Here is a 19229-nt window from a genome sequence, read left to right on the forward strand (position 1 = left end):
TGTCTGGCTGATTCCAGTCAGACATTTTTTTCACCTGCTTTTCGGAAAGGAGTCTAAATGATGAATCAAAGTTCCTCCACTATGATAATGGAAGAGAGTAATTTCTTTTTAGAAGTTTATCTTGATCCTTTTAATAAAAGAATTCGAATTGATGATTACCGTGGAAATTTACATTTACTGCTGGAAAGAACGGAGGAGTTAGCACACAAGCATCAAGTGGAAAAATTAATTATGAAAGCGCGTTCAGAAGACTTTTTACACCTATTCGAAAAAAGCTTTCAGCCGGAAGCTGTAGTGGATCGTTATTTTCTTGGATCGAATGCCCATTTTTTTTCGAAGTTTTATACTATGGAACGAAAGAAAAATGACCATTGGATTACAGAGGACGGAATGATTCAGAGCATTTACCAATTAGATACAACTATCAATAAACCCTATCCGCCAAAAGAGTATGAGTTAAAGAGAGCAGATGAATCTTGTGCCGAAGAGCTTTCGGCATTGTACCGCGAAGTGTTTCAAATCTACCCTACACCATTACATGAACCGGAATATGTGAAAAAGACCATGAAGGAAGGGACTGTTTATTACGTTTTCTTTCACCAGGGGAAGATTGTAAGTGCTGCTTCTGCCGAAATAAATTCCTTTTATAAAAATGCGGAATTAACTGATTGTGCAACATTAAAGGACCATCGAAAGTATGGGCTTATGAAAATTATCCTCGGTGAGTTAGAGGACGAACTGAGAAGGCAGGGGATATTTTGTGCCTACTCGATTGCGAGGAGTTTGTCTTTTGGAATGAATGCGGTATTATTCCAACTCGGTTATAAGTATCGCGGTCGACTAATGAATAACTGCTATATCTATGACAAGCTTGAAAATATGAATATGTGGGTGAAGAATCTGGCAAGCTGCTAATATTTTGGCTTTAGGAGCTGATTTTTCGGCACTTTTTGGTTAAGAGGTGATCAAAACCGTGGTTCAATTAACCGCGCTAACACAGGAGGTACTTTCAGCCATTCTGAAATCGATTGATGAGGGAATCCATGTCGTCAATACTGATGGCAAAACCATTTTTTATAATGAAGTTGCAGCACGACATGATGGCATGGATGTGAAGGAAGTCCAGGGCAGACATCTTTTAGACGCCTTTCCCTCCTTAACAGAAAATTCAAGCACCCTGCTCCGGGTGATTAAAACCGGTAAACCTATCTATAATCAAACACAGGTTTATGTTAATATGCATGGAAAACAAATTGATACGATTAATACAACACTTCCTATACTTGTAGATAAAGAGATTATTGGCGCAGTTGAGATTGCAAAAGATTATTCGCGAATGAAGCAATTAGCAGAAAGCCTATTGGATTTACAAAGGAATGTTAATAAAATCAGTAAGAAAAAAACGACAAAGAACGTTAAATATACGTTAGATGATTTAAAGAGTGTAAATGTAGTTTTTTTAAGCACTAAGGAAGAAGCAGGTCGATTGGCAAAATCAGATTCTCCGATTCTAGTATATGGTGAGAGTGGTACGGGCAAGGAGTTATTTGTACAAGGAATTCATCATGCATCCCATCGAGGTGATGGTCCGTTTATTGCGCAAAACTGTGCAGCCATCCCAGAAACACTGCTGGAAAGTATTCTATTTGGTACCGCAAAAGGCAGTTACACAGGAGCGGTTGAGAGAAAAGGGCTATTTGAACTGGCGGATGGCGGAACACTGTTTCTCGATGAGCTTCATACAATGCCAATGGAGCTTCAGGCAAAGTTATTGCGTGTTTTAGAGGATGGCATGGTACGAAGGGTCGGAAGCTCGCAAAACATATCGGTTGATGTGCGTGTCATTGCTGCAATGAATGTTCATCCAAATGATGCACTTCAAAGTCATAAGCTTCGCTCGGATCTCTATTATCGTCTTAATGTGTTTACCTTCTCGCTGCTGCCTATACGGGAACGTAAAGAAGATGTCTTATATTTGACACAATATTTCATTGAGTTTTTTAATAAGACATTGAATAAACGAATTCATGGAGTCGAGCAAAAAGTGGAAGATTTCTTTTTGAGTCATCCATGGCCTGGTAATGTAAGGGAACTGAAGCATACGATTGAATACATGATGAACGTATGCAATGACGAAATCCTGCAAATGAAAGACCTGCCAATTATGATGAAACAGCAAGCAGCAGGATATAAAAATAGTGACTACCAGTTATCCTTAAGAAAAAATGTAGAAGAGCTAGAAAAAAAGCTGATCGACACTGCGCTCAATCAATCAGCGGGAAATATCAAACAAGCAGCCGAGTTGTTGGAGATTCCAAGACAAACCTTACAATATAAAATCAAAAAGATACGTGAATAACTGCCGAAAATTCGGCGTTTTCTTTTTGTGAACCTCAATTGAAAAGCAAAATAACCTATCCTTACCCGGACTAAGTGCATTGGCACAATTCTTGCATAATATTTAAGTAAAGCAGGGTAAGGAGGAAATACACATGAAACAAAATTTATATAAGCCGGATAGGCATTGGAAAGATATAGAGCTTTGGAAAGATGTAAGTGAGGATCAATGGAATGATTGGCTGTGGCAGCTGACCAATACTATTCGAACATTAGAGGATTTAAAAAAGGTAATTAATTTAACTCCAGATGAAGAAGAGGGAGTTAGAATCTCAACTAAGACGATTCCACTGAATATAACACCGTATTATGCTTCACTAATGAATCCTGATGACCCACGCTGCCCAATTAGAATGCAGTCTGTTCCGATTTCTAAAGAAATCCATAAAACGAAGTATGATCTTGAAGACCCTTTGTATGAGGATGAAGATTCACCCGTTCCCGGCTTAACACACCGGTATCCTGACCGTGTTCTGTTTCTCGTCACCAATCAATGCTCAATGTATTGCCGTTATTGTACAAGGAGACGCTTTTCAGGACAAATCGGGATGGGCGTTCCAAAGAAACAGCTTGATGCCGCGATTAACTATATCCGTCAAACGCCGCAAGTACGAGATGTATTAATATCTGGCGGAGATGGGCTTCTCATTAATGATAATATTCTTGAATATATTTTAAAGAATCTACGCGAGATTGATCATGTTGAAATAATTAGGATTGGAACTAGGGCACCTGTTGTATTTCCTCAGAGGATTACTGAAAACCTCTGTAACATTTTAAAAAAATATCATCCAATTTGGTTGAATACTCATTTTAATACATCTATTGAAATTACCGAGGATTCCAAAAAGGCTTGTGAAATGCTCGCTAATTCAGGTGTCCCAGTCGGGAATCAATCGGTCATTTTAGCTGGAATCAACGACAGTGTTCCAATTATGAAAAAGCTTATGCATGACCTTGTTAAAATACGTGTTCGTCCATATTATATTTATCAATGTGATCTGTCCGAGGGAATTGGGCATTTCCGGGCACCAGTCTCCAAAGGTCTTGAAATTATCGAAGGTTTGCGTGGTCACACAAGCGGCTATGCAGTACCTACGTTTGTCTTAGATGGTCCTGGCGGCGGCGGGAAAATTTCACTACAGCCGAATTATTTAATTTCACAAAGTGCGGAAAAGGTTGTTCTCAGAAACTTTGAAGGAGTCATTACCTCTTATCCTGAACCAGAAAATTATAAACCTGGAACAGCAGAGGGCTATTTCAAAGAAGTTTACCCAGATATGGAGGAAAAACAGTCAAATATAGGGATTGCAGGAATTATGAATGACCAGCATTTCAATCTTGTTCCAGAGGGGCTGACAAGACTAAATCGCCGTAAAGAATACAATCAAAATCCTAACCATTCCACATTAAAGGACAAACGAAGTAAACGTGATGAATTGAAAGAAAAGAAATTTCAGGCATTACAAAATAAACCATCAACTTCTGAAAAAAGTGATTCAGATATGGATACAGCTTCAAAGGAATAGAGGGATGATATGAGATTATTATGCGAATGGTGTGGTCAGGAGGCCGAAAAGGGAGAAAATACAGTTTATTGGGAGCTTCCGGATGGAACTAGAGCGATTCAAATTACCGAGACGCCGGCGGTTGCTTGTAAAGAATGTAAGATGACTTATCAAACAGATGAAATCACAAAGGAAATTGAGGATCAATTGTTCCTGATTAATACGAAAAAAATTGGAAAAACCATCAGCTATAAAGAGTTAATGGCACTTCCCAGACTGTTGAAGAGGAATTATTTTGACTTTTCATAATCAAAACCCCTATCTGCTGCTGATAGGGGTTCTTTTATCATTCTGTTTGAACTGATTTAGCAGCGTTTTTTCTAGCACGTAAAAATTTAACCAGGTTTAAAACAATGGTTTTAATAACAGCGTAGAATGGAATTGCAAGTACCATCCCAAGTACTCCGGCCAGATTTCCAGCAGCCAATAATATAATGATAATCGTTGCTGGATGGGTATCTAAACTTTTTCCAAGAATAAGCGGTGATAATACATTACCTTCAATCTGCTGCGCGATGAGGATAACAACAATTACTAATAATGCTTTCGTAGGTGAATCAAACAAAGCTACAATGACGGCTGGTGCTCCTCCAAGAATTGGACCGATATAAGGAATAATGTTGGTAAAAGCTACGATTAAGGCCATGACCAGTGCAAATGGTAAATCTATGATCAAATAGCCGATAAATGCCAGTGTACCCACTGCCAAAGCTACAGTAACCTGTCCCTGAATATAGGCAGAGAGAGTTTCCCCAGTCTCTTTTAAAATCGATAAACCTTCCTCTCTATATGCAGTTGGAAGAAATTTCGATATCGCTGTAGGGAACTTATGCCCATCTTTAAACATATAGAATAATAAAAATGGAACTGTTACAAGTATAATGGCAATATTGGTGATTACACCCAGTATATTGGTTATGCTGCCAGTTATCGTGTTTGGCAGGGTATTTGCAAATTCTATTAGTCTTTCCTGTACAGTCTCGAGAATATCCTTTTGCTCATCCATTACCCATTTAAATTGGGATGACTTCACGACACTGTCAAAAAACTTCATCGTTTTGTCTGCATATACGGGAAGCTCGTTAGAAAGTGCGGTAAATTGTTTTGTAATAGCCGGAATTAAATTTCCAATCGCAAGTACACAAAGGAGAATGAATACAACATATATGATAATGATCGCTAGTAGTCTAGGCACTTTATGACGCTGCAAGAAATTAACAACTGGATTAAGTAAAAAATAAAGAAAGCCTGTAATCAGAATGGGGAAAAAGATGGTTGAAAAAAAGATTCCGATTGGTTCAAATAAGAATGATATCTTGGTTGAAACCCAAATGATGGTTAAAATTAGTAAGACCTGAATTAACCAATATTGAAATTTTTTCTTTGCCAATGTTTGTACCTCTGTTTCTTAATATATTTGGTAAAATTATATCAATTATATGTAATTTATACCAATCATTCTTTAGACCGGTTTATTAATAAGACTCTGGACGTAGATTCATGCGTCGGTTATAGTATTTTTAACAATATCTTACCTAACAAAGAAAAGAAAGGCGCAATGTATGATTAAATCATTTTACCACTTTTTAATGAAATATCGGCACCCTGAACCAAAGGATGCGATTAGTGTGTTTGCAAATGAAGCTTTTTTGGATCACAGCTTTCCAAAAACATCTCAAGATTACAATGAACTAAGCTCCTACCTTGAATTAAATGGACATTACCTAGAGTCCATGACCATATTTGATGACGCATGGCAAATTTATTTGTTATCGGAAAGAAAATAAAATAATGTATTTCTTAGAATCGTCTCTGCAAAAAGAGGCGATTTTTCTTTTTCTTCATTGTGCGCGATACATCGAAGTGTGCATATACTATTGTAATCAAAATTCACGACTCATCATTGAGAGGATGGAGGATATGAAAAGAAGGAATATACCGAAGTATAAGGTCGGTGATACGGTCGTGATAACGATGTATGGTACAGTTGGTAAAGTAACAGATGTCAAGTTGATTGACGGAAATTATGTATACGAAGTAAATAAAAGTGATGGTCTTTTTGTTGAATCAGGACTGCAACTTCTTTCAGAATATGAAGGAACTTTGGTGGAACAGGAACAAATTGATATCGAATACAAATTCTTTTTCGGAGATTTAGTACAGGTGGCTGGATATGGCTCTGATTTGTTTAAGATTGTCGGGTTTCGAACAGAAATTTGGCGCTACAAAGAAGATGCATGGGAAGATGTAATATACGAACTATCTAGGATTAGTGATGGGGAATGGCTGGAAGCGGGTGAAGAAGAAATGACACTCGTTGCAGACGCAGAGAGTGCGGACACCTTTATTCAAAAGTTAGGGCTTCTTTACTTAGTCAATAATGAAGAGAAGCAGCAAGTCGCGATTTCAAAAACACAAAAAAACATTGTCAGAAAAGCAGAACTTGAAGAAATTGAACGAAAAAAGGAAAAAAAACAGCTCATTGATCATTTATTAGATATATTTAATGATTACAAAATTCTATATACCATGTTTAACGACCAGGAGTATTATCAAGTGATGCGTGTTATTCTGAGAAAATTAAAAAGTGTCGCCAATGACGATGGTAAAAGCCATGTTTAGCCTCTACCAGCCGGATATGGACAATAATAAATAAAGGACCAAAGGAATTCCACCCCATTTAATTAGAAAAAATAGACCTTCTAAGATTTTCTCAAAGGCAGTGATGATCAATCCATCCTCCTGATTTACGTCTTCAATAATAGCTTCAAATTTTGTTTGTAGATTTGACATACTATCACCTCATAATTGTTGTTTCTATTCATCCTATGCTTGTCCTTAGAAAAAAAGACATCTTTATTCTTTTATTTTGCTCCTATGTTTAAGGTTTAGAATATTTACCGATTCTTCTAGAAGTAAATAGCATGAATGGGCAGAAATCATCATACATTCTGTAAAAAGGGGGCGATGCTATGAGAGAAATTGAAGTATTTATTGATACGGAAGAAATTGCTGAATTTTTCTTTCATGAGCTGGTGAAAAGAGGATACGTTCCTACGGAAGAAGAATTGGAAGAAATCGCTGATATCACCTTCGAGTATCTCATCGAGAAAAGTATTATCGACGAAGAAGTAGAAGATGAATAGGTAAAATATCACGATACTTTTTCATCTTTTTAATAAGAAGTAACGAAAGACGAGCATTGGAACCTGCTCGCTTTTTGTTTGCGGAAAATTTCTAAACTTTTTTCTTTATTGGGTGAAACTTTCCTATTTCTTTAGCGTATTACATACAACGAGGTTGAGGAGGAATGATGTTGCTAAAAAAGATTCTAAAGTCAATTCTAGGAAGTAAATCTCATCATCCAAAATATTCACATTCAAGTAATGCTTGGAAAAAAATGAACCACAATAAACATAAACATTTAGGCCACAAACACTATAAAAAGAAACATAAGAGCGGCAGTTTCTTTTCGAGCTTTTTTAGCAGTTAGATACTTATATGCTTAAACGAATAACTTTATTGGCCGCTAACATAATGGAAAGCCGATTTCAGCATAATGAAACCATTGCTCACCGCTACCAAGTTATAAACCATCTAGGTGTGGGAAGTTACGGAAATAGTTACTTAGTATATGATCGATTGTCGCAACAAAAGAAAGTGCTAAAAGCGTTACGAATCCATAAAAGAGTGACGCAGTCAGGAAGAAACTCATTTGAAATCGAAAAAAAGCTGCTTCATTCAATCAATCATCCTGGATTTCCGAAGTATTTCGAAGATGGCCTACACAAAAATATTCCTTTTTATACAATGGAATATATTAAAGGAAAGAATTTTGAACAATTAATCTTTCAAGAAGGTCATAAGTATTCTAAACTAGAAGCATTTAATATCGCCAATGATGTACTAGAGCTTATAAACTATTTACATGAACAGCGGCTTGTTCACCGGGATATTCGGATCCCCAATGTAATTGCAACTGGTTCTGAGATCGTGCTTATCGATTTAGGCCTTGCAAGGAAATATGATCAAGGTGTGGGTGAGCACAGAAAAATAAAAAGAAATTTGCGTAAAGAAATAAATCCTCAAAGTGATCTTTATGGTCTTGGTCATTTTTTGCTGTTTTTACTTTATTCTAACTATTCCTTTCCTAAAAAAAAGAAAGAAAGCAGCTGGGAAGAAGAATTGGAGATATCAAATACAGCAAAGCACATCATAAGCAGGCTCTTACAAATAGAAGAATGCTATGAGAACTGCCGGCAAGTAAAGGCTGATATAAAAAAAATAATTGGGAAATAAGGAGGAAATGAGAATGTCTTTTTTTGACAAAGTATTTGCAAGTGTAGGAATTGGGTCTGCTACGGTTGACACAAAGCTTGAGAGGGATAGGTATATGCCTGGAGAGACCGTTAACGGTGTAGTAGAAATTAAAGGTGGAAAGGTAGACCAGCAAGTAGATGATATCTATTTATCATTAAATACTACCTATTTGAAAGAATCAGATGATAAAAAGTATAATGTGACAGCTACTATTGATCGTTTCCGAATTACCAGTCCTTTTACAATTGGAAAAAATGAGAGAAAGGAAATACCTTTTTCCTTCCAGCTTCCACTTGATACGCCGCTGTCAATTGGAAGGTCAAAAATATGGGTTACCACAGGTTTAGATATTAAAAATGCAGTGGATCCTGGTGATAAAGACTATATTCAAGTTGTGCCTAATCAATTAATGACCGGAATCTTTAATGCAGTTGATAGTCTTGGTTTCCGTTTGCGTGAGGCGGATTGTGAAGAGGCCTCATACAAATTACGGGGTCGTCTGCCTTTTGTGCAAGAATTTGAATATGTTCCGACCTCTGGACCTTTCCGTGGAAGATTAGATGAGCTAGAGGTAGTGCTGCGGCCAGCTGGAAATGGTGCACTTGAATTACTATTACAGGTTGATCGTCGTGCTCGAGGGTTGGGCGGATTATTTGCAGAAGCAGCTGGTTTGGACGAAACCAATGTAAGATTAACGGTAACTTCTGCAGATATTCCTAATCTTCAACAGCAAATCCAAAGCGTTATTCAGAGATATTCTTAATCGTCGACAAAAAAAGACGAATTTCTATGGAGGATTTTGCCATGTTCATCTCTAATTATTAAAGTAATGACAATTATTTTAATGATTGGAGGGGATAAGATGATCAAGGCGATAACCAAAAGAGCTATTATTCAATATGATGTGACAATCTTTCAAACTCCAAAATACAGAGAATATAAAGGGTATAAACAAGTTTACCGTACCTTCATTCGTGCGAGTAACCATGAAAGCTGCTTACAGGAAACATTTAGTCTCTTTAATGTTACCGATCGAATACCGACAAATTATCAAGGAAGATTTCTTTCCACTGGAGATATCATATTAATTGATGAAGGTCGTGGCGGACAGCATTATTACCAATTAAAGCCAGGCGGCTGGCAGCCTGTAAATCGAATTCATATAAGATAACAAAACCTAAGGAGTAATTCCTTAGGTTTTGTTTGTGTTTTAGCCTCTGCTCTTTCTTCCCCCAGCAGCACTATTTTCTTTTGCGTGTGCTTCATGTTCTGCTATGATTGCCTCGGGTGGAATGTGATTATTTTTCTTTGGTCGATTTGTTTGTGCTCTATGCTTTTTTCCCATAATGTAAGATACCTCCTTTGGATAATCTAAAAATAGCTTCCCACAAATAAAAAAAATCATGACCATTTCAATCAAAGGTTTTTCAATCGAAAATGGTTATGATATATTGACAAGTGTGAGGTAATCACTTCACTTAAATGAATGGAGGATATTAAGATGAGTGTACATATTGGCGCGAAGGAAAATGAAATTGCAGAAACGGTATTATTGCCCGGAGACCCACTGAGGGCTAAATATATTGCGGAAACCTTTTTAGAGGATGCGAAATGTTATAACGAAGTTAGAAATATGTTTGGTTTCACTGGTACGTATAAGGGAAAAAGAATTTCTGTACAAGGAACAGGAATGGGAGTTCCGTCTATTTCAATTTATGTCAATGAATTAATGAATAGCTATAATGTTCAAAATTTAATTCGTGTCGGGACTTGTGGTGCCATCCAAAAGGATGTAAAAGTTCGCGACGTTATTTTAGCCATGACAAGTTCAACTGATTCAAACATGAATCGCTTGACCTTTGGAGGGGTCGACTTTGCTCCATGTGCTAACTTTGATTTGCTTAAAAAGGCCTATGATGCAGGAATGGAAAAAGGTTTAAATCTAAAAGTAGGGAACATTTTCACAGCAGACTCTTTTTATAATGACAATGCTGAACTTGAAAAATGGGCTAAATATCAGATTCTTGCTATTGAAATGGAAACTACAGCATTATATACGTTGGCGGCTAAATTTAACCGCAGAGCATTATCCGTTCTAACTGTAAGTGACCATATTTTAACCGGTGAAGAAACCACTGCTGAAGAGAGACAATTAACATTTAATGATATGATTGAAGTTGCTTTAGAAGCAGCAACAAAGGAATAGGAAAAATGACCTCTTTCGCTACTTGAAAGGGGTTTTCTTATTGACCTTTTTGGGAAAAATAGATATAGTGCAAAAAGGACAAAGAAAGATAGATAGGTGAAAATATGGGTTGGAAAATTTTATTAACGATAGGTATCTCAACTATACTAATTAGCGGCTGCAGTCAAATCAATTCTCTTCTAAATAAGCTTCCTTTTACTGCAGATGAATCTGGAAAGAATCAGCAGTCAAATGATAATGCGCCAATAAATGATCCACTAAGTTTAGAATCGATATTTTTCAATGAAATAAAAGAGGTAGACGGCAAAAATGTAATTCAAAATTCTACCAATGTCTTGGCGCTGGTAAACAAAGAATTTTACCTGCCTGAAGATTATATACCACAAGATTTGGTGAGACCAAATGTGGAATTTTCATTTGGCAATGTGGAAATAGAAAAAAGTTTAATGAGAAAAGAAGCAGCAGCTGCTTTAGAGAAGATGTTTTCTAATGCAAAGAATAACGGAATTGAGCTTTATGCGATATCGGGATACCGTTCCTATAGCAGGCAACAATCGTTGTTTGAAGCTGAAGTAAATAGAGTTGGGATAGAAAAAGCTGCTGAGGCAGTAGCTAATCCAGGCGCGAGTGAGCACCAATCAGGGCTGGCGATGGATATATCCAGCAAATCCAATAAATTATACTTAAATGAAGCTTTCGCTAACACAACAGAAGGAAGATGGCTCAGAGAAAACGCTCATCGCTTTGGATTTATTTTAAGATATCCGAAAGAAAAAATGGACATAACCAACTATATGTATGAACCCTGGCATTTTCGCTATGTAGGAATAAAGGCAGCAACAATTATGTACGAACATAATTGGACGTTAGAGGAGTATTTTAACGAAGTAAAGAAAATGTAAAGATACAGTACGGCACGTCTAAGGCAGGATGTGTCGGTTTTTTATAGGAGTAACATTTCTTTTTTATTTTTTAGTAAAAGATGTTATTCTAATCTTTAAGGGCTAGTTTTACATATTATTTTTTGACAATGAAAGTGGTGAGGGTTTTGGATGAACAAAATTTTGAACAAGAACATCTTGAACAAGAACAAGTAACAGATAAAAAATCCGGATATATGCACATTAAGAAATTTCATTTTATATTGATTTTGTTTTTCCTTGTATTATTATCTACAGGAATTACTACATTTGCTCTATCATTCGGAGAAGAAAAAGTTATAACTGTAGGTACCGAAAGATCAGAATTTGATAAACTTTACGAAGCCTACGATACATTAAAGAGCGGGTATTTCCAGGAGCTTGACCAAAAGAAACTAATCAATGGGGCAATTGATGGTATGGTAAAGGCCCTAGATGATCCATATACAGACTATATGAGCGTGGAGGAAGCAGAAAACTTCCATAGCTCTATCAATTCATCTTTCCAAGGCATTGGTGCGGAAATTCAAGAGAAAGACGGACATATTACCATAGTTTCACCTATCAAAGGATCACCTGCAGAAAAAGCAGGATTGAAACCGAATGATATCATTATGGCAGTAGATGGAAAAAGCCTGCAGGGAATGACCTCGACAGAAGCAGTAACCATTATCCGTGGTAAAAAGGGCACTAAGGTTGAGTTGACTATCCAACGGCCAGGAACGGATGCCCCGGTAAAAGTTCCGATTATTCGTGATGATATTCCAATTGAAACGGTTTATGGGGAAATGGTTGGCGATGGTATTGCTAAGGTTCACGTAACCAGTTTCTCTACTAATACATCCAAAGACCTTGCTGCAAAGTTAAATGAACTTCAGAAGGAAGGCATGAAAGGGTTAGTCTTAGATTTACGCCAAAACCCGGGCGGATTACTAGATGAAGCCATTAGTATTTCAAGTATGTTTGTACCAAAAGGAAAATTGATATTAAAAGTAGAAGATCGTAATGGGAAAATAGAGGAGTATCCTTCACAAAATGATGGAAATCCTGACTTCCCATTAGTCGTATTAATTGACAAAGGCAGTGCCAGTGCGTCTGAAATTCTTGCTGGTGCTGTAAGTGAATCTGCTGGAGTAAAGCTTATTGGTGAAACTTCCTTTGGGAAAGGAACCGTTCAAACAGCCAAGGATTTCTCTGATAAATCAAATATTAAATTTACAACTGCAAAATGGCTGACGCCAAATGGTAATTGGATTCATAAAAAAGGTATTAAGCCAGACTTCGAAGTTCCGCTTCCGGAGTACGCATCTTTACCAATTATAAATCCGGATAAAGAGCTGAAGTTATCTAGTTCTTCCTCAGAAGTTGAAACAGCACAGAAAATGCTTAAAGCAATCGGGTTTGACCCAGGTCGTGTTGATGGCTTCTTTGATGAGAAGACACAAGAAGCTGTAAGCAGTTTCCAAACTGCTAATAATTTACCTGCTGATGGAGTATTAAAAGGGGATTCCACTATTAAATTAATGGAAAAACTGAGAGAAATGATTGAAACAAATGATACTCAGCTTCAAAAGGCAATTGAAGTTCTAAAAGAGGAAATGAAATAAGGAAGAGGTCTGGACCATAAGGTTCAGGCCTTTTTGTTGAGAAAGTTTAGTTTTCAGGAAGAACATCTAATAATTGCCGAATTCTTTCCTTTTTACGTTCGATTAATTCTGCAATAAATTGCCTATACTCATTATCTTTTTGTGAAGAAATCTCTTCGTATAATTCCTTTAACTGGTCAAGATGTTCTTTGAGGGTATATTCATTCACACCAGAACCTCCTGACTGCACCTTGCGAAGGATGATTTCCACGAGTTTGTCATTGGTTGCCTCAAGTGATTTTGTTCCTTGTCGGACATATATCGCGCCGTAACGAAGCTCATTTCGTTGAACAACAGAAGTATAGGGGACGTATTTTGGATCATATTCAATTATGAGTACCTGAAACCGTTTATTACTCAAATCTGGTTGGTCCTTACTATAATGAAAATCTTCTGTCCGATATTTTAAGTATTTGGGGAGTAAGTTAGAAAGTTTATTGTCAATATCTGCTTTGTCTAAAAAATCATCTTCATTAAGCCCAGTTAAAGAAATAGCCCCCTCATCATTTTGACTGACACCAACTATAATGCAGCCGCCCCCAGAATTTGCAATTGCCAGTGTATGTTTTGCCATCTTAGAAAATTCTGTCCATTTTGTTTTAAAATCTAGAAAATCTGTCTCCCCTGTATTGTAAAGGAGAAGGTCCTTTAACGTTTCATGTGAAGGGTTTCTAACGAAATGCAGGAGACTTTTTGGATAGACATACTCATAGATCATGAGAGATAGTCCTTTCTGAATATTCTTTTTACTATTATTATAATCCACTTCTATCTAGTTGTTAGCCCAATTTCATATATAATAAAAGGAATATTAAATGAAAAAGAGGTTAGCAGGATGAACAACACAGAAGTTTATATATTATCAGGCTTTTTAGGAAGCGGAAAAACGACTCTTTTAAAGCGATTACTCGAGGATGAGAGACTCGCTGGCAGAAAAACGGCTGTAATGATGAATGAGCTTGGAAAGGTCTCAATTGATTCGGAAGTTGCTCGTGAAGAGGATGTGGCGCTGAAAGAACTATTAGGGGGGTGTATCTGCTGTTCCATTCAGGACAAGCTTGAAGCGCAGCTGCAGGGATTATTAGTAAATGAAAAGCCAGAAGTCATTTATATCGAAACAACTGGTGCAGCACACCCAGTTGAAGTTCTGGACGCCATTCTTTCACCATTATTTGCAGAGCACTTTACAATTAAAGGAATTGTTACGACTGTAGACGGATTAAGATGGAGGGATAGAAAAGCGTTAAGTCCACAGCTCCAACAGTTACTTATCGAGCAGGTCAGACACGCAGATTTTATCCTCATAAATAAAATGGATGAACTGTCAGAATCTGAGCAGGCAAAAATTATTTTTGAAATTCAAGGGATCAATTCAGCCGCACGTTGTTTATTAACCAATTTTTCGCAGGTTTCAATGGATGAATTGAGAAAACTGACTATTTCTTTTGATAACAAAACGGAGGCAGCATTCACTATAAAAGCCCTTAATTTAACTACGTTTGTTTATCAATTTCAAGGTCCGATTAGTCATAATAGTTTCGAACAATTTTTGAAGGATTTACCAGCGGGAATTTATCGGATCAAAGGCTATATGAAATTTGATCCATTATCAAAACCATATCTTTTCCAATACTCATATGGCATGCCTTTTTACATGAAAGAAGAAATGAACTTACGCTTAAATTTAGTTTTTATCGGTGAAAATATCGAATGGTCAAAGATAGAAGAAAAGCTTAAACAACTTGAAAAGGAATTCAAAAACCAAAAAGAAAATGAATGAACATTTCTTCTTCAGGTAACTCTTTTAATGTAGTTATTTTACATGTAAAGGGGGATTAGATGAAGAAGAAAACAGTTATCATGATCGTTATTCTTTTCCTCCTAAATGGTCAAGCGATTCATGCTTCCACAAATATTAGTTATAAAATTGAAATGCTGCCATGGGAAGAAGTCAATAAGGTTTTGCCAAAGTATTCAAAGTTTACCGTTCTAGATATGGAAACTGGGAAAAAGTTTAATGTCCAAAGACGTGCTGGAAGTCATCATGCTGATGTACAGCCCTTGACCCCAAAGGATACGAAAATAATGAAAAAAATTTATGGAGGGAAATGGAGTTGGAAGCGGCGCGCAATCATCGTGATCAGTAAAGACCAATGGATTGCTGGATCTATGCATGGGATGCCGCATGGCGCAGGAGCTCTAAAAAATAATTTTCCGGGGCATTTTTGTATCCATTTCTACGGAAGTACTACCCATCGAACAAATGCGATGGACCTTTCACATATGTTGATGATTTTTAAAGCTTCTGGTAAGTTAGAGGAGTATTTGAGTATGGCATCACCATATGAGACAGTTGAAGCATATATTGCTGGTTTAAAACAGCAGGATTTGTTTATTTCTAAGTTAATCAGCGTTCAAAAGTTTAATTGGAAGCCTGTATTAGGAAAAATTGAAAATGTTCGAATCACAAGGATGCCGATATTACCTGCCGAAGATTTAAAGCAGGAAATAAGTATGGATGTACCAGTGGAGATTGACTGGTTTATAAAAAATAAAGGACGTCAGCACTATCGTGGAGAAATTCATTTAATGCGTTTTTCAACGATGGAAGGCTGGAAAATAGATTCTGATTCGTTTTTAAAAGAAAATCATTTGAAGAATTGAAAAAACACCTTTGTAAAGGTGTTTTTTCATGTTAAGCCTGCTGGCCAAATTTAATGAACGTCCTTTCGTCCTCAATTAAGCCGCAGGAGGCACATTGAATTCGATAGTCTGGTCCGTTGTAAGGCAGATGGAAGGGTTCTAAATCATTTTCGCTATATTCTCTTAGGACCTCACCCGATTGAGGGTCTAGTTTTACAGATTGAGAAACTTGTTGGATAATATTAAAACGGCTTCGATTGGTTTTACAATTGGGACATTTATAAGGTGTTGACATTGCTTATCTCCTTTCACAAGATTATTGTATTTATTTTTTGCAATAATATTGGAAAGTATGTAACAATGCAATTGGGGATATCAGGAGGTGGCTGTTTTTGATGATTGCAGATTTCAATTATGATGAATTATTAGCTGAATATCGAAAGATTTGGAATAATCGTTTGCTTACTGCGAGTGATAGAAGCAGTGAAGATACACTTAAGGAAGCAGTCTATAGAGAACTGTTGGATGAAAATTCTCATCCCAGAATTCGTAAAAATAAATTCGAAAAATATTATTCTGCTATTAAAAGAATCACTCAGTCAACCATCTCAAATGAAGCAAAGGTAGCACTTATACTATTACATAATGGTGTTATGGAGCAATTACTAAAGGAGGGATAAAGATGAGAAAGTACTTATTTTTCATGCTTATTATCGTATCTGTATTAAGCATCAGTGCATGCAATAATAAAGACAAAAAAGCCGGTGAATTACCAGAGTTTGTAGAGGTGGAGTTAACGATTAACCCGGAAAAAGGAAATGTCAACGAACCGATTGTTTTTGAGGCAAAGGTAACCCAAGGAGACGAAAATGTTGAAGATGCTGATGAGGTGACCTTTGAAATTTGGCGTGCTCATGATGAAAAGCATGAGAAAATCAAAGTAGAGCATACGGAGAATGGGAGCTATCGTTTAGAAAAATCATTTCATCAAGAAGGAACCTATTATATTATTTCTCACGTAACCGCAAGAGATATGCATAACATGCCTAAAAAAGAATTCGTCATTGGAACTGCAAGTGAACCGGAAGATCCAAGTGAATCGAAGGATTCAATGAATATGGAAGGTCATTAAGAACAAAAGCAGGAAGTGCTTTCACCCAGATGAGCCAGACGCTAAAGCTAGAGTAAAATAGGAAAAGACAGTTGAGGATTTGTTGCTGTCTTTTCCTTTTTTAGATTTCTGTCACATCGATTTGAGAATAGTGGATGTCATGAGATTTAATTAATTTAATTTCAAGTATGCCATCTTTAAATTTTGCAGAGGACCCTTTCCTTTTTACGGCAGCGGGTAGCGTGATGGAATGTTTTTGATCTAGCTCTGGTATATTTTCGACCGTCAACTGGTTTGCAGTATGATAAATCCGCAAATCCTTCAGGAGTGATTCATCCTTAATCGGTATTCGTACAAAAACAGAATCATGCGTTTCAAAAGCTGTAGAGTTCTGTGAATTTACCTGCTGAGAGGGTTGAGGACGAAAATGATTGACGAAATCCTGGGGATTCATGGCACTTCCGGATTGAGAGGACATTACATTTCCCAAAATGCCTTTAATAAATTGGTCGATTTCATCCGATTTCATATGCTGAAGCTTATTCTTCATATCTTTATTAAATGGAAAAAAGTTAAACGGGAACATAAACTCCACACCTTTCAGCAAACTCTCACTAGGCAGTCATACCTTATTCTATGCAGCAAGGATTGCTGGCGTTATAAATAACCAGAAATTTTAAAATATAGTCAAGCCTTCCAAGCATATAGTTAAGAAAACATTATTGTGAGGTAATGACTCATGAAGAAAAAAACGGTATTAATTACGGGAGCAGTTACTGGTTTAGGGAAAAAAACTGTCTGCCAGCTAGCCGAACAGGGGTATCAGCTAGCTATAAACTATCGAAATAGTCATGAAGAAGCCATACTATTATCAAAGGAAATTGAAGAAAAATTCGGGAATAAAATTATTTGTATTCAAGGTGATGTGGCAAATCAATTAGATTGTACACAAATGGTTGAAAAAGTTATAAATGAGTTCAACTCCCTTGATATTGTCATCCATAATGCAGGACCCTATGTCCATGAAAGAAAAAAAATATCGGAATACTCGTTTGATGAATGGAATTATATAATCAATGGGAATTTAAATGCAGTTTTTTATTTATCGAAAGCCATTATTCCTATTATGAGAGAGCGGCGATGGGGAAGAATCATCACAATGGGTTTTGATAGAGTAGAAACGAGTCCTGGGTGGATTTACCGTTCTGCTTTCGCTGCGGCAAAAACAGGGCTTGCCTCACTAACAAGAACGATTGCTATGGAAGAAGCAGCAAATGGTATTACCGCTAATATGGTTTCCCCTGGGGATATCATTTCTCACTGGAAGGAAAAGAGTATCCAAGAAGCGACATTTAGCGAAAGCGTGCCAGTAGGAAGACATGGAACAGGCGAAGACATTTCGCGTGTCATTTCCTTTCTCGTTGACGAAAAGTCTGATTTTATAACTGGAAGTATTATTCCTGTCACTGGAGGAAAGGATGTGCTCGGAAAAGTCTGTTCTCAAAAAAATCAGTCAAAATAATTTTCCTTTTACGATTTTTTGAACTATTCTATTTTTTGGAATGAATTATGTTCCTTTTGTGGATAATAGATGTAACACATCTATGAAAGGAGCAAATAAAATGAGTTTTAACATGAACCGTATTAATCCAAATCAAACTCAAGTATTTTTTCATGATGGTCGTTTTGAAACATTAACGAACGAGGAACTAGAAGAATTTTTGCTCCATATGGGTTTTAGCGAAGTAAATTCCGGTACGGAACAAAATATAACGGATTAATAAAATTTTCTTAATAACAAAAAAAGCAATCGGCCAAAGCCGGTTGCTCTTTATGCTTCTAATAAATGTGATGGTTCTTCTTGTACTGGACCATTATTACGCATGAGGTAGAAGGAGTATTGGTCTTTTGGTATTTCATATAAGTCATACACTTCGCCATCTGCATTCAACTGGTCGTAAAGTGATTTTCTAGTTTCATTTGCCTTAACGACATAAGGGAGTTTTTCTGCAGCCTTAATAGACCTGATATTTACCTTACGAATCCTCATAAAGATTGTTTCTATTCCTAATGTATAAAAAACCTCTTGAAAAAAGGCATCCTTTGCAGGGGCATTATAACCTTTGCCATGAAATGGCTTTCCAAGCCATGTGCCTAAAAATCCTGCATTATCTTCAATATCAAAAAGATTAATGGTTCCAATAGGGGCACCCCATTCATCAAGAATGGTCCGCGAAATACACTCTCCGCGCTCTTCAGCTTCGAGCGTTTGTTTCGTCATAAAGATGAATTCCTCATAAGAAGAACATTTTTGACGCACAAAAGGAAAGACATCTGGATGCGACATAAGTTCAAATAATACATGGCTGTCATGAAGATCTCGTTTCTTAAGCATTGAATTTCCCTCCATTTGGGCAA

At 36.8% G+C, this 19229-nt stretch carries 26 protein-coding genes; 19 read left to right on the forward strand and 7 right to left on the reverse strand.

Going from position 1 to position 19229, the window contains the following annotated elements; all coding sequences use genetic code 11:
* The first annotated feature begins 57 nt into the window (after positions 1-57).
* From ablB to ACN6MT_RS14735, 4 genes are all read left to right on the forward strand, one after another.
* Positions 58-915 carry a putative beta-lysine N-acetyltransferase gene (gene ablB / locus ACN6MT_RS14720; RefSeq protein ID WP_419886856.1) on the forward strand — a complete coding sequence of 286 codons (858 nt, stop codon included), beginning with the start codon at positions 58-60 and terminating at the stop codon, positions 913-915.
* Between the two features lie 58 nt (positions 916-973).
* Complete coding sequence (locus ACN6MT_RS14725) at positions 974-2359, forward strand: sigma-54 interaction domain-containing protein (protein WP_419886857.1); 1386 nt, start codon at positions 974-976, stop codon at positions 2357-2359.
* Positions 2360-2492: 133 nt separating this feature from the next.
* Entirely contained in the window at positions 2493-3926 is a 1434-nt protein-coding gene (ablA, locus tag ACN6MT_RS14730) for a lysine 2,3-aminomutase (protein WP_419886858.1), read from the forward strand.
* A 9-nt stretch (positions 3927-3935) separates the two neighbouring features.
* Positions 3936-4214: a YokU family protein gene (locus ACN6MT_RS14735; RefSeq protein WP_419886859.1), complete on the forward strand. Its 279-nt coding sequence runs from the start codon at positions 3936-3938 to the stop codon at positions 4212-4214.
* Between the two features lie 37 nt (positions 4215-4251).
* Here ACN6MT_RS14735 and ACN6MT_RS14740 read toward each other — a convergent pair whose 3' ends face one another.
* Positions 4252-5355, reverse strand: coding sequence for an AI-2E family transporter (locus ACN6MT_RS14740; RefSeq protein ID WP_419886860.1), 1104 nt, complete (start codon positions 5353-5355; stop codon positions 4252-4254).
* Between the two features lie 175 nt (positions 5356-5530).
* Between ACN6MT_RS14740 and ACN6MT_RS14745 the strand changes: the two genes are divergently transcribed.
* Together ACN6MT_RS14745 and ACN6MT_RS14750 are read left to right on the forward strand one after the other, a co-directional pair.
* Positions 5531-5752, forward strand: a complete 222-nt coding sequence (locus tag ACN6MT_RS14745; protein ID WP_235847105.1) for a YozE family protein — start codon at positions 5531-5533, stop codon at positions 5750-5752.
* A 124-nt stretch (positions 5753-5876) separates the two neighbouring features.
* Positions 5877-6587, forward strand: a complete 711-nt coding sequence (locus ACN6MT_RS14750) for a hypothetical protein (RefSeq protein WP_419886861.1) — start codon at positions 5877-5879, stop codon at positions 6585-6587.
* Between the two features lie 3 nt (positions 6588-6590).
* Here the strand turns inward: ACN6MT_RS14750 and ACN6MT_RS14755 are convergent, their stop codons facing one another.
* Positions 6591-6758: a hypothetical protein gene (locus ACN6MT_RS14755; RefSeq protein WP_157411755.1), complete on the reverse strand. Its 168-nt coding sequence runs from the start codon at positions 6756-6758 to the stop codon at positions 6591-6593.
* A 179-nt stretch (positions 6759-6937) separates the two neighbouring features.
* On the opposite strand from ACN6MT_RS14755, the gene ACN6MT_RS14760 reads away from it, so the two are divergent.
* From ACN6MT_RS14760 to ACN6MT_RS14775, 4 genes are all read left to right on the forward strand, one after another.
* Complete coding sequence (locus ACN6MT_RS14760; RefSeq protein WP_081954691.1) at positions 6938-7111, forward strand: YozD family protein; 174 nt, start codon at positions 6938-6940, stop codon at positions 7109-7111.
* Positions 7112-7502: 391 nt separating this feature from the next.
* Entirely contained in the window at positions 7503-8264 is a 762-nt protein-coding gene (locus tag ACN6MT_RS14765) for a serine/threonine protein kinase (RefSeq protein WP_419886862.1), read from the forward strand.
* 13 nt (positions 8265-8277) lie between these two features.
* Complete coding sequence (locus ACN6MT_RS14770) at positions 8278-9048, forward strand: sporulation protein (protein ID WP_419886863.1); 771 nt, start codon at positions 8278-8280, stop codon at positions 9046-9048.
* A 99-nt stretch (positions 9049-9147) separates the two neighbouring features.
* The gene (locus ACN6MT_RS14775; RefSeq protein ID WP_419886864.1) at positions 9148-9456 is read left to right on the forward strand and encodes a YodL domain-containing protein; all 309 of its coding nucleotides are present in this window, start codon (positions 9148-9150) and stop codon (positions 9454-9456) included.
* 39 nt (positions 9457-9495) lie between these two features.
* Here ACN6MT_RS14775 and ACN6MT_RS14780 read toward each other — a convergent pair whose 3' ends face one another.
* Positions 9496-9630: a hypothetical protein gene (locus tag ACN6MT_RS14780; protein ID WP_283861149.1), complete on the reverse strand. Its 135-nt coding sequence runs from the start codon at positions 9628-9630 to the stop codon at positions 9496-9498.
* Positions 9631-9786: 156 nt separating this feature from the next.
* Here ACN6MT_RS14780 and deoD point away from each other — a divergent pair, with 156 nt between their 5' ends.
* From deoD to ACN6MT_RS14795, 3 genes are all read left to right on the forward strand, one after another.
* Positions 9787-10491: a purine-nucleoside phosphorylase gene (gene deoD, locus ACN6MT_RS14785; RefSeq protein WP_063253024.1), complete on the forward strand. Its 705-nt coding sequence runs from the start codon at positions 9787-9789 to the stop codon at positions 10489-10491.
* A gap of 104 nt (positions 10492-10595) precedes the next feature.
* Positions 10596-11393: a M15 family metallopeptidase gene (locus tag ACN6MT_RS14790; protein WP_419886865.1), complete on the forward strand. Its 798-nt coding sequence runs from the start codon at positions 10596-10598 to the stop codon at positions 11391-11393.
* Between the two features lie 128 nt (positions 11394-11521).
* Positions 11522-13018: a S41 family peptidase gene (locus tag ACN6MT_RS14795; protein ID WP_419956442.1), complete on the forward strand. Its 1497-nt coding sequence runs from the start codon at positions 11522-11524 to the stop codon at positions 13016-13018.
* A 46-nt stretch (positions 13019-13064) separates the two neighbouring features.
* Here the strand turns inward: ACN6MT_RS14795 and ACN6MT_RS14800 are convergent, their stop codons facing one another.
* Positions 13065-13775 carry a helix-turn-helix domain-containing protein gene (locus ACN6MT_RS14800; protein ID WP_063253027.1) on the reverse strand — a complete coding sequence of 237 codons (711 nt, stop codon included), beginning with the start codon at positions 13773-13775 and terminating at the stop codon, positions 13065-13067.
* Positions 13776-13892: 117 nt separating this feature from the next.
* Here ACN6MT_RS14800 and ACN6MT_RS14805 point away from each other — a divergent pair, with 117 nt between their 5' ends.
* The gene (locus tag ACN6MT_RS14805) at positions 13893-14837 is read left to right on the forward strand and encodes a CobW family GTP-binding protein (protein ID WP_419886866.1); all 945 of its coding nucleotides are present in this window, start codon (positions 13893-13895) and stop codon (positions 14835-14837) included.
* Positions 14838-14896: 59 nt separating this feature from the next.
* Positions 14897-15721 carry a hypothetical protein gene (locus ACN6MT_RS14810; protein ID WP_419886867.1) on the forward strand — a complete coding sequence of 275 codons (825 nt, stop codon included), beginning with the start codon at positions 14897-14899 and terminating at the stop codon, positions 15719-15721.
* Positions 15722-15752: 31 nt separating this feature from the next.
* Here ACN6MT_RS14810 and ACN6MT_RS14815 read toward each other — a convergent pair whose 3' ends face one another.
* Entirely contained in the window at positions 15753-15995 is a 243-nt protein-coding gene (locus ACN6MT_RS14815; RefSeq protein WP_419886868.1) for a DNA alkylation repair protein, read from the reverse strand.
* 100 nt (positions 15996-16095) lie between these two features.
* On the opposite strand from ACN6MT_RS14815, the gene ACN6MT_RS14820 reads away from it, so the two are divergent.
* On the forward strand, positions 16096-16380 hold the full coding sequence (locus ACN6MT_RS14820; RefSeq protein WP_419956443.1) for a hypothetical protein: 285 nt from the start codon (positions 16096-16098) through the stop codon (positions 16378-16380).
* Between the two features lie 2 nt (positions 16381-16382).
* A complete protein-coding gene (locus tag ACN6MT_RS14825; RefSeq protein WP_419886869.1) occupies positions 16383-16832 on the forward strand; it encodes a FixH family protein in 450 nt (149 codons plus the stop codon).
* 100 nt (positions 16833-16932) lie between these two features.
* On the opposite strand, the gene ACN6MT_RS14830 is transcribed toward ACN6MT_RS14825, so the two are convergent.
* Entirely contained in the window at positions 16933-17397 is a 465-nt protein-coding gene (locus ACN6MT_RS14830; protein WP_063253033.1) for an Hsp20/alpha crystallin family protein, read from the reverse strand.
* A gap of 153 nt (positions 17398-17550) precedes the next feature.
* Here ACN6MT_RS14830 and ACN6MT_RS14835 point away from each other — a divergent pair, with 153 nt between their 5' ends.
* Positions 17551-18333, forward strand: a complete 783-nt coding sequence (locus ACN6MT_RS14835; protein WP_419886870.1) for an SDR family oxidoreductase — start codon at positions 17551-17553, stop codon at positions 18331-18333.
* A 100-nt stretch (positions 18334-18433) separates the two neighbouring features.
* A complete protein-coding gene (locus tag ACN6MT_RS14840) occupies positions 18434-18592 on the forward strand; it encodes a hypothetical protein (RefSeq protein WP_169803678.1) in 159 nt (52 codons plus the stop codon).
* Between the two features lie 50 nt (positions 18593-18642).
* Here the strand turns inward: ACN6MT_RS14840 and ACN6MT_RS14845 are convergent, their stop codons facing one another.
* Complete coding sequence (locus ACN6MT_RS14845) at positions 18643-19206, reverse strand: GNAT family N-acetyltransferase (protein ID WP_419886871.1); 564 nt, start codon at positions 19204-19206, stop codon at positions 18643-18645.
* Positions 19207-19229 lie beyond the last annotated feature (23 nt).

The organism is Neobacillus niacini (genome assembly GCF_048572935.1).
Lineage (GTDB): Bacteria > Bacillota > Bacilli > Bacillales > Cytobacillaceae > Neobacillus > Neobacillus niacini.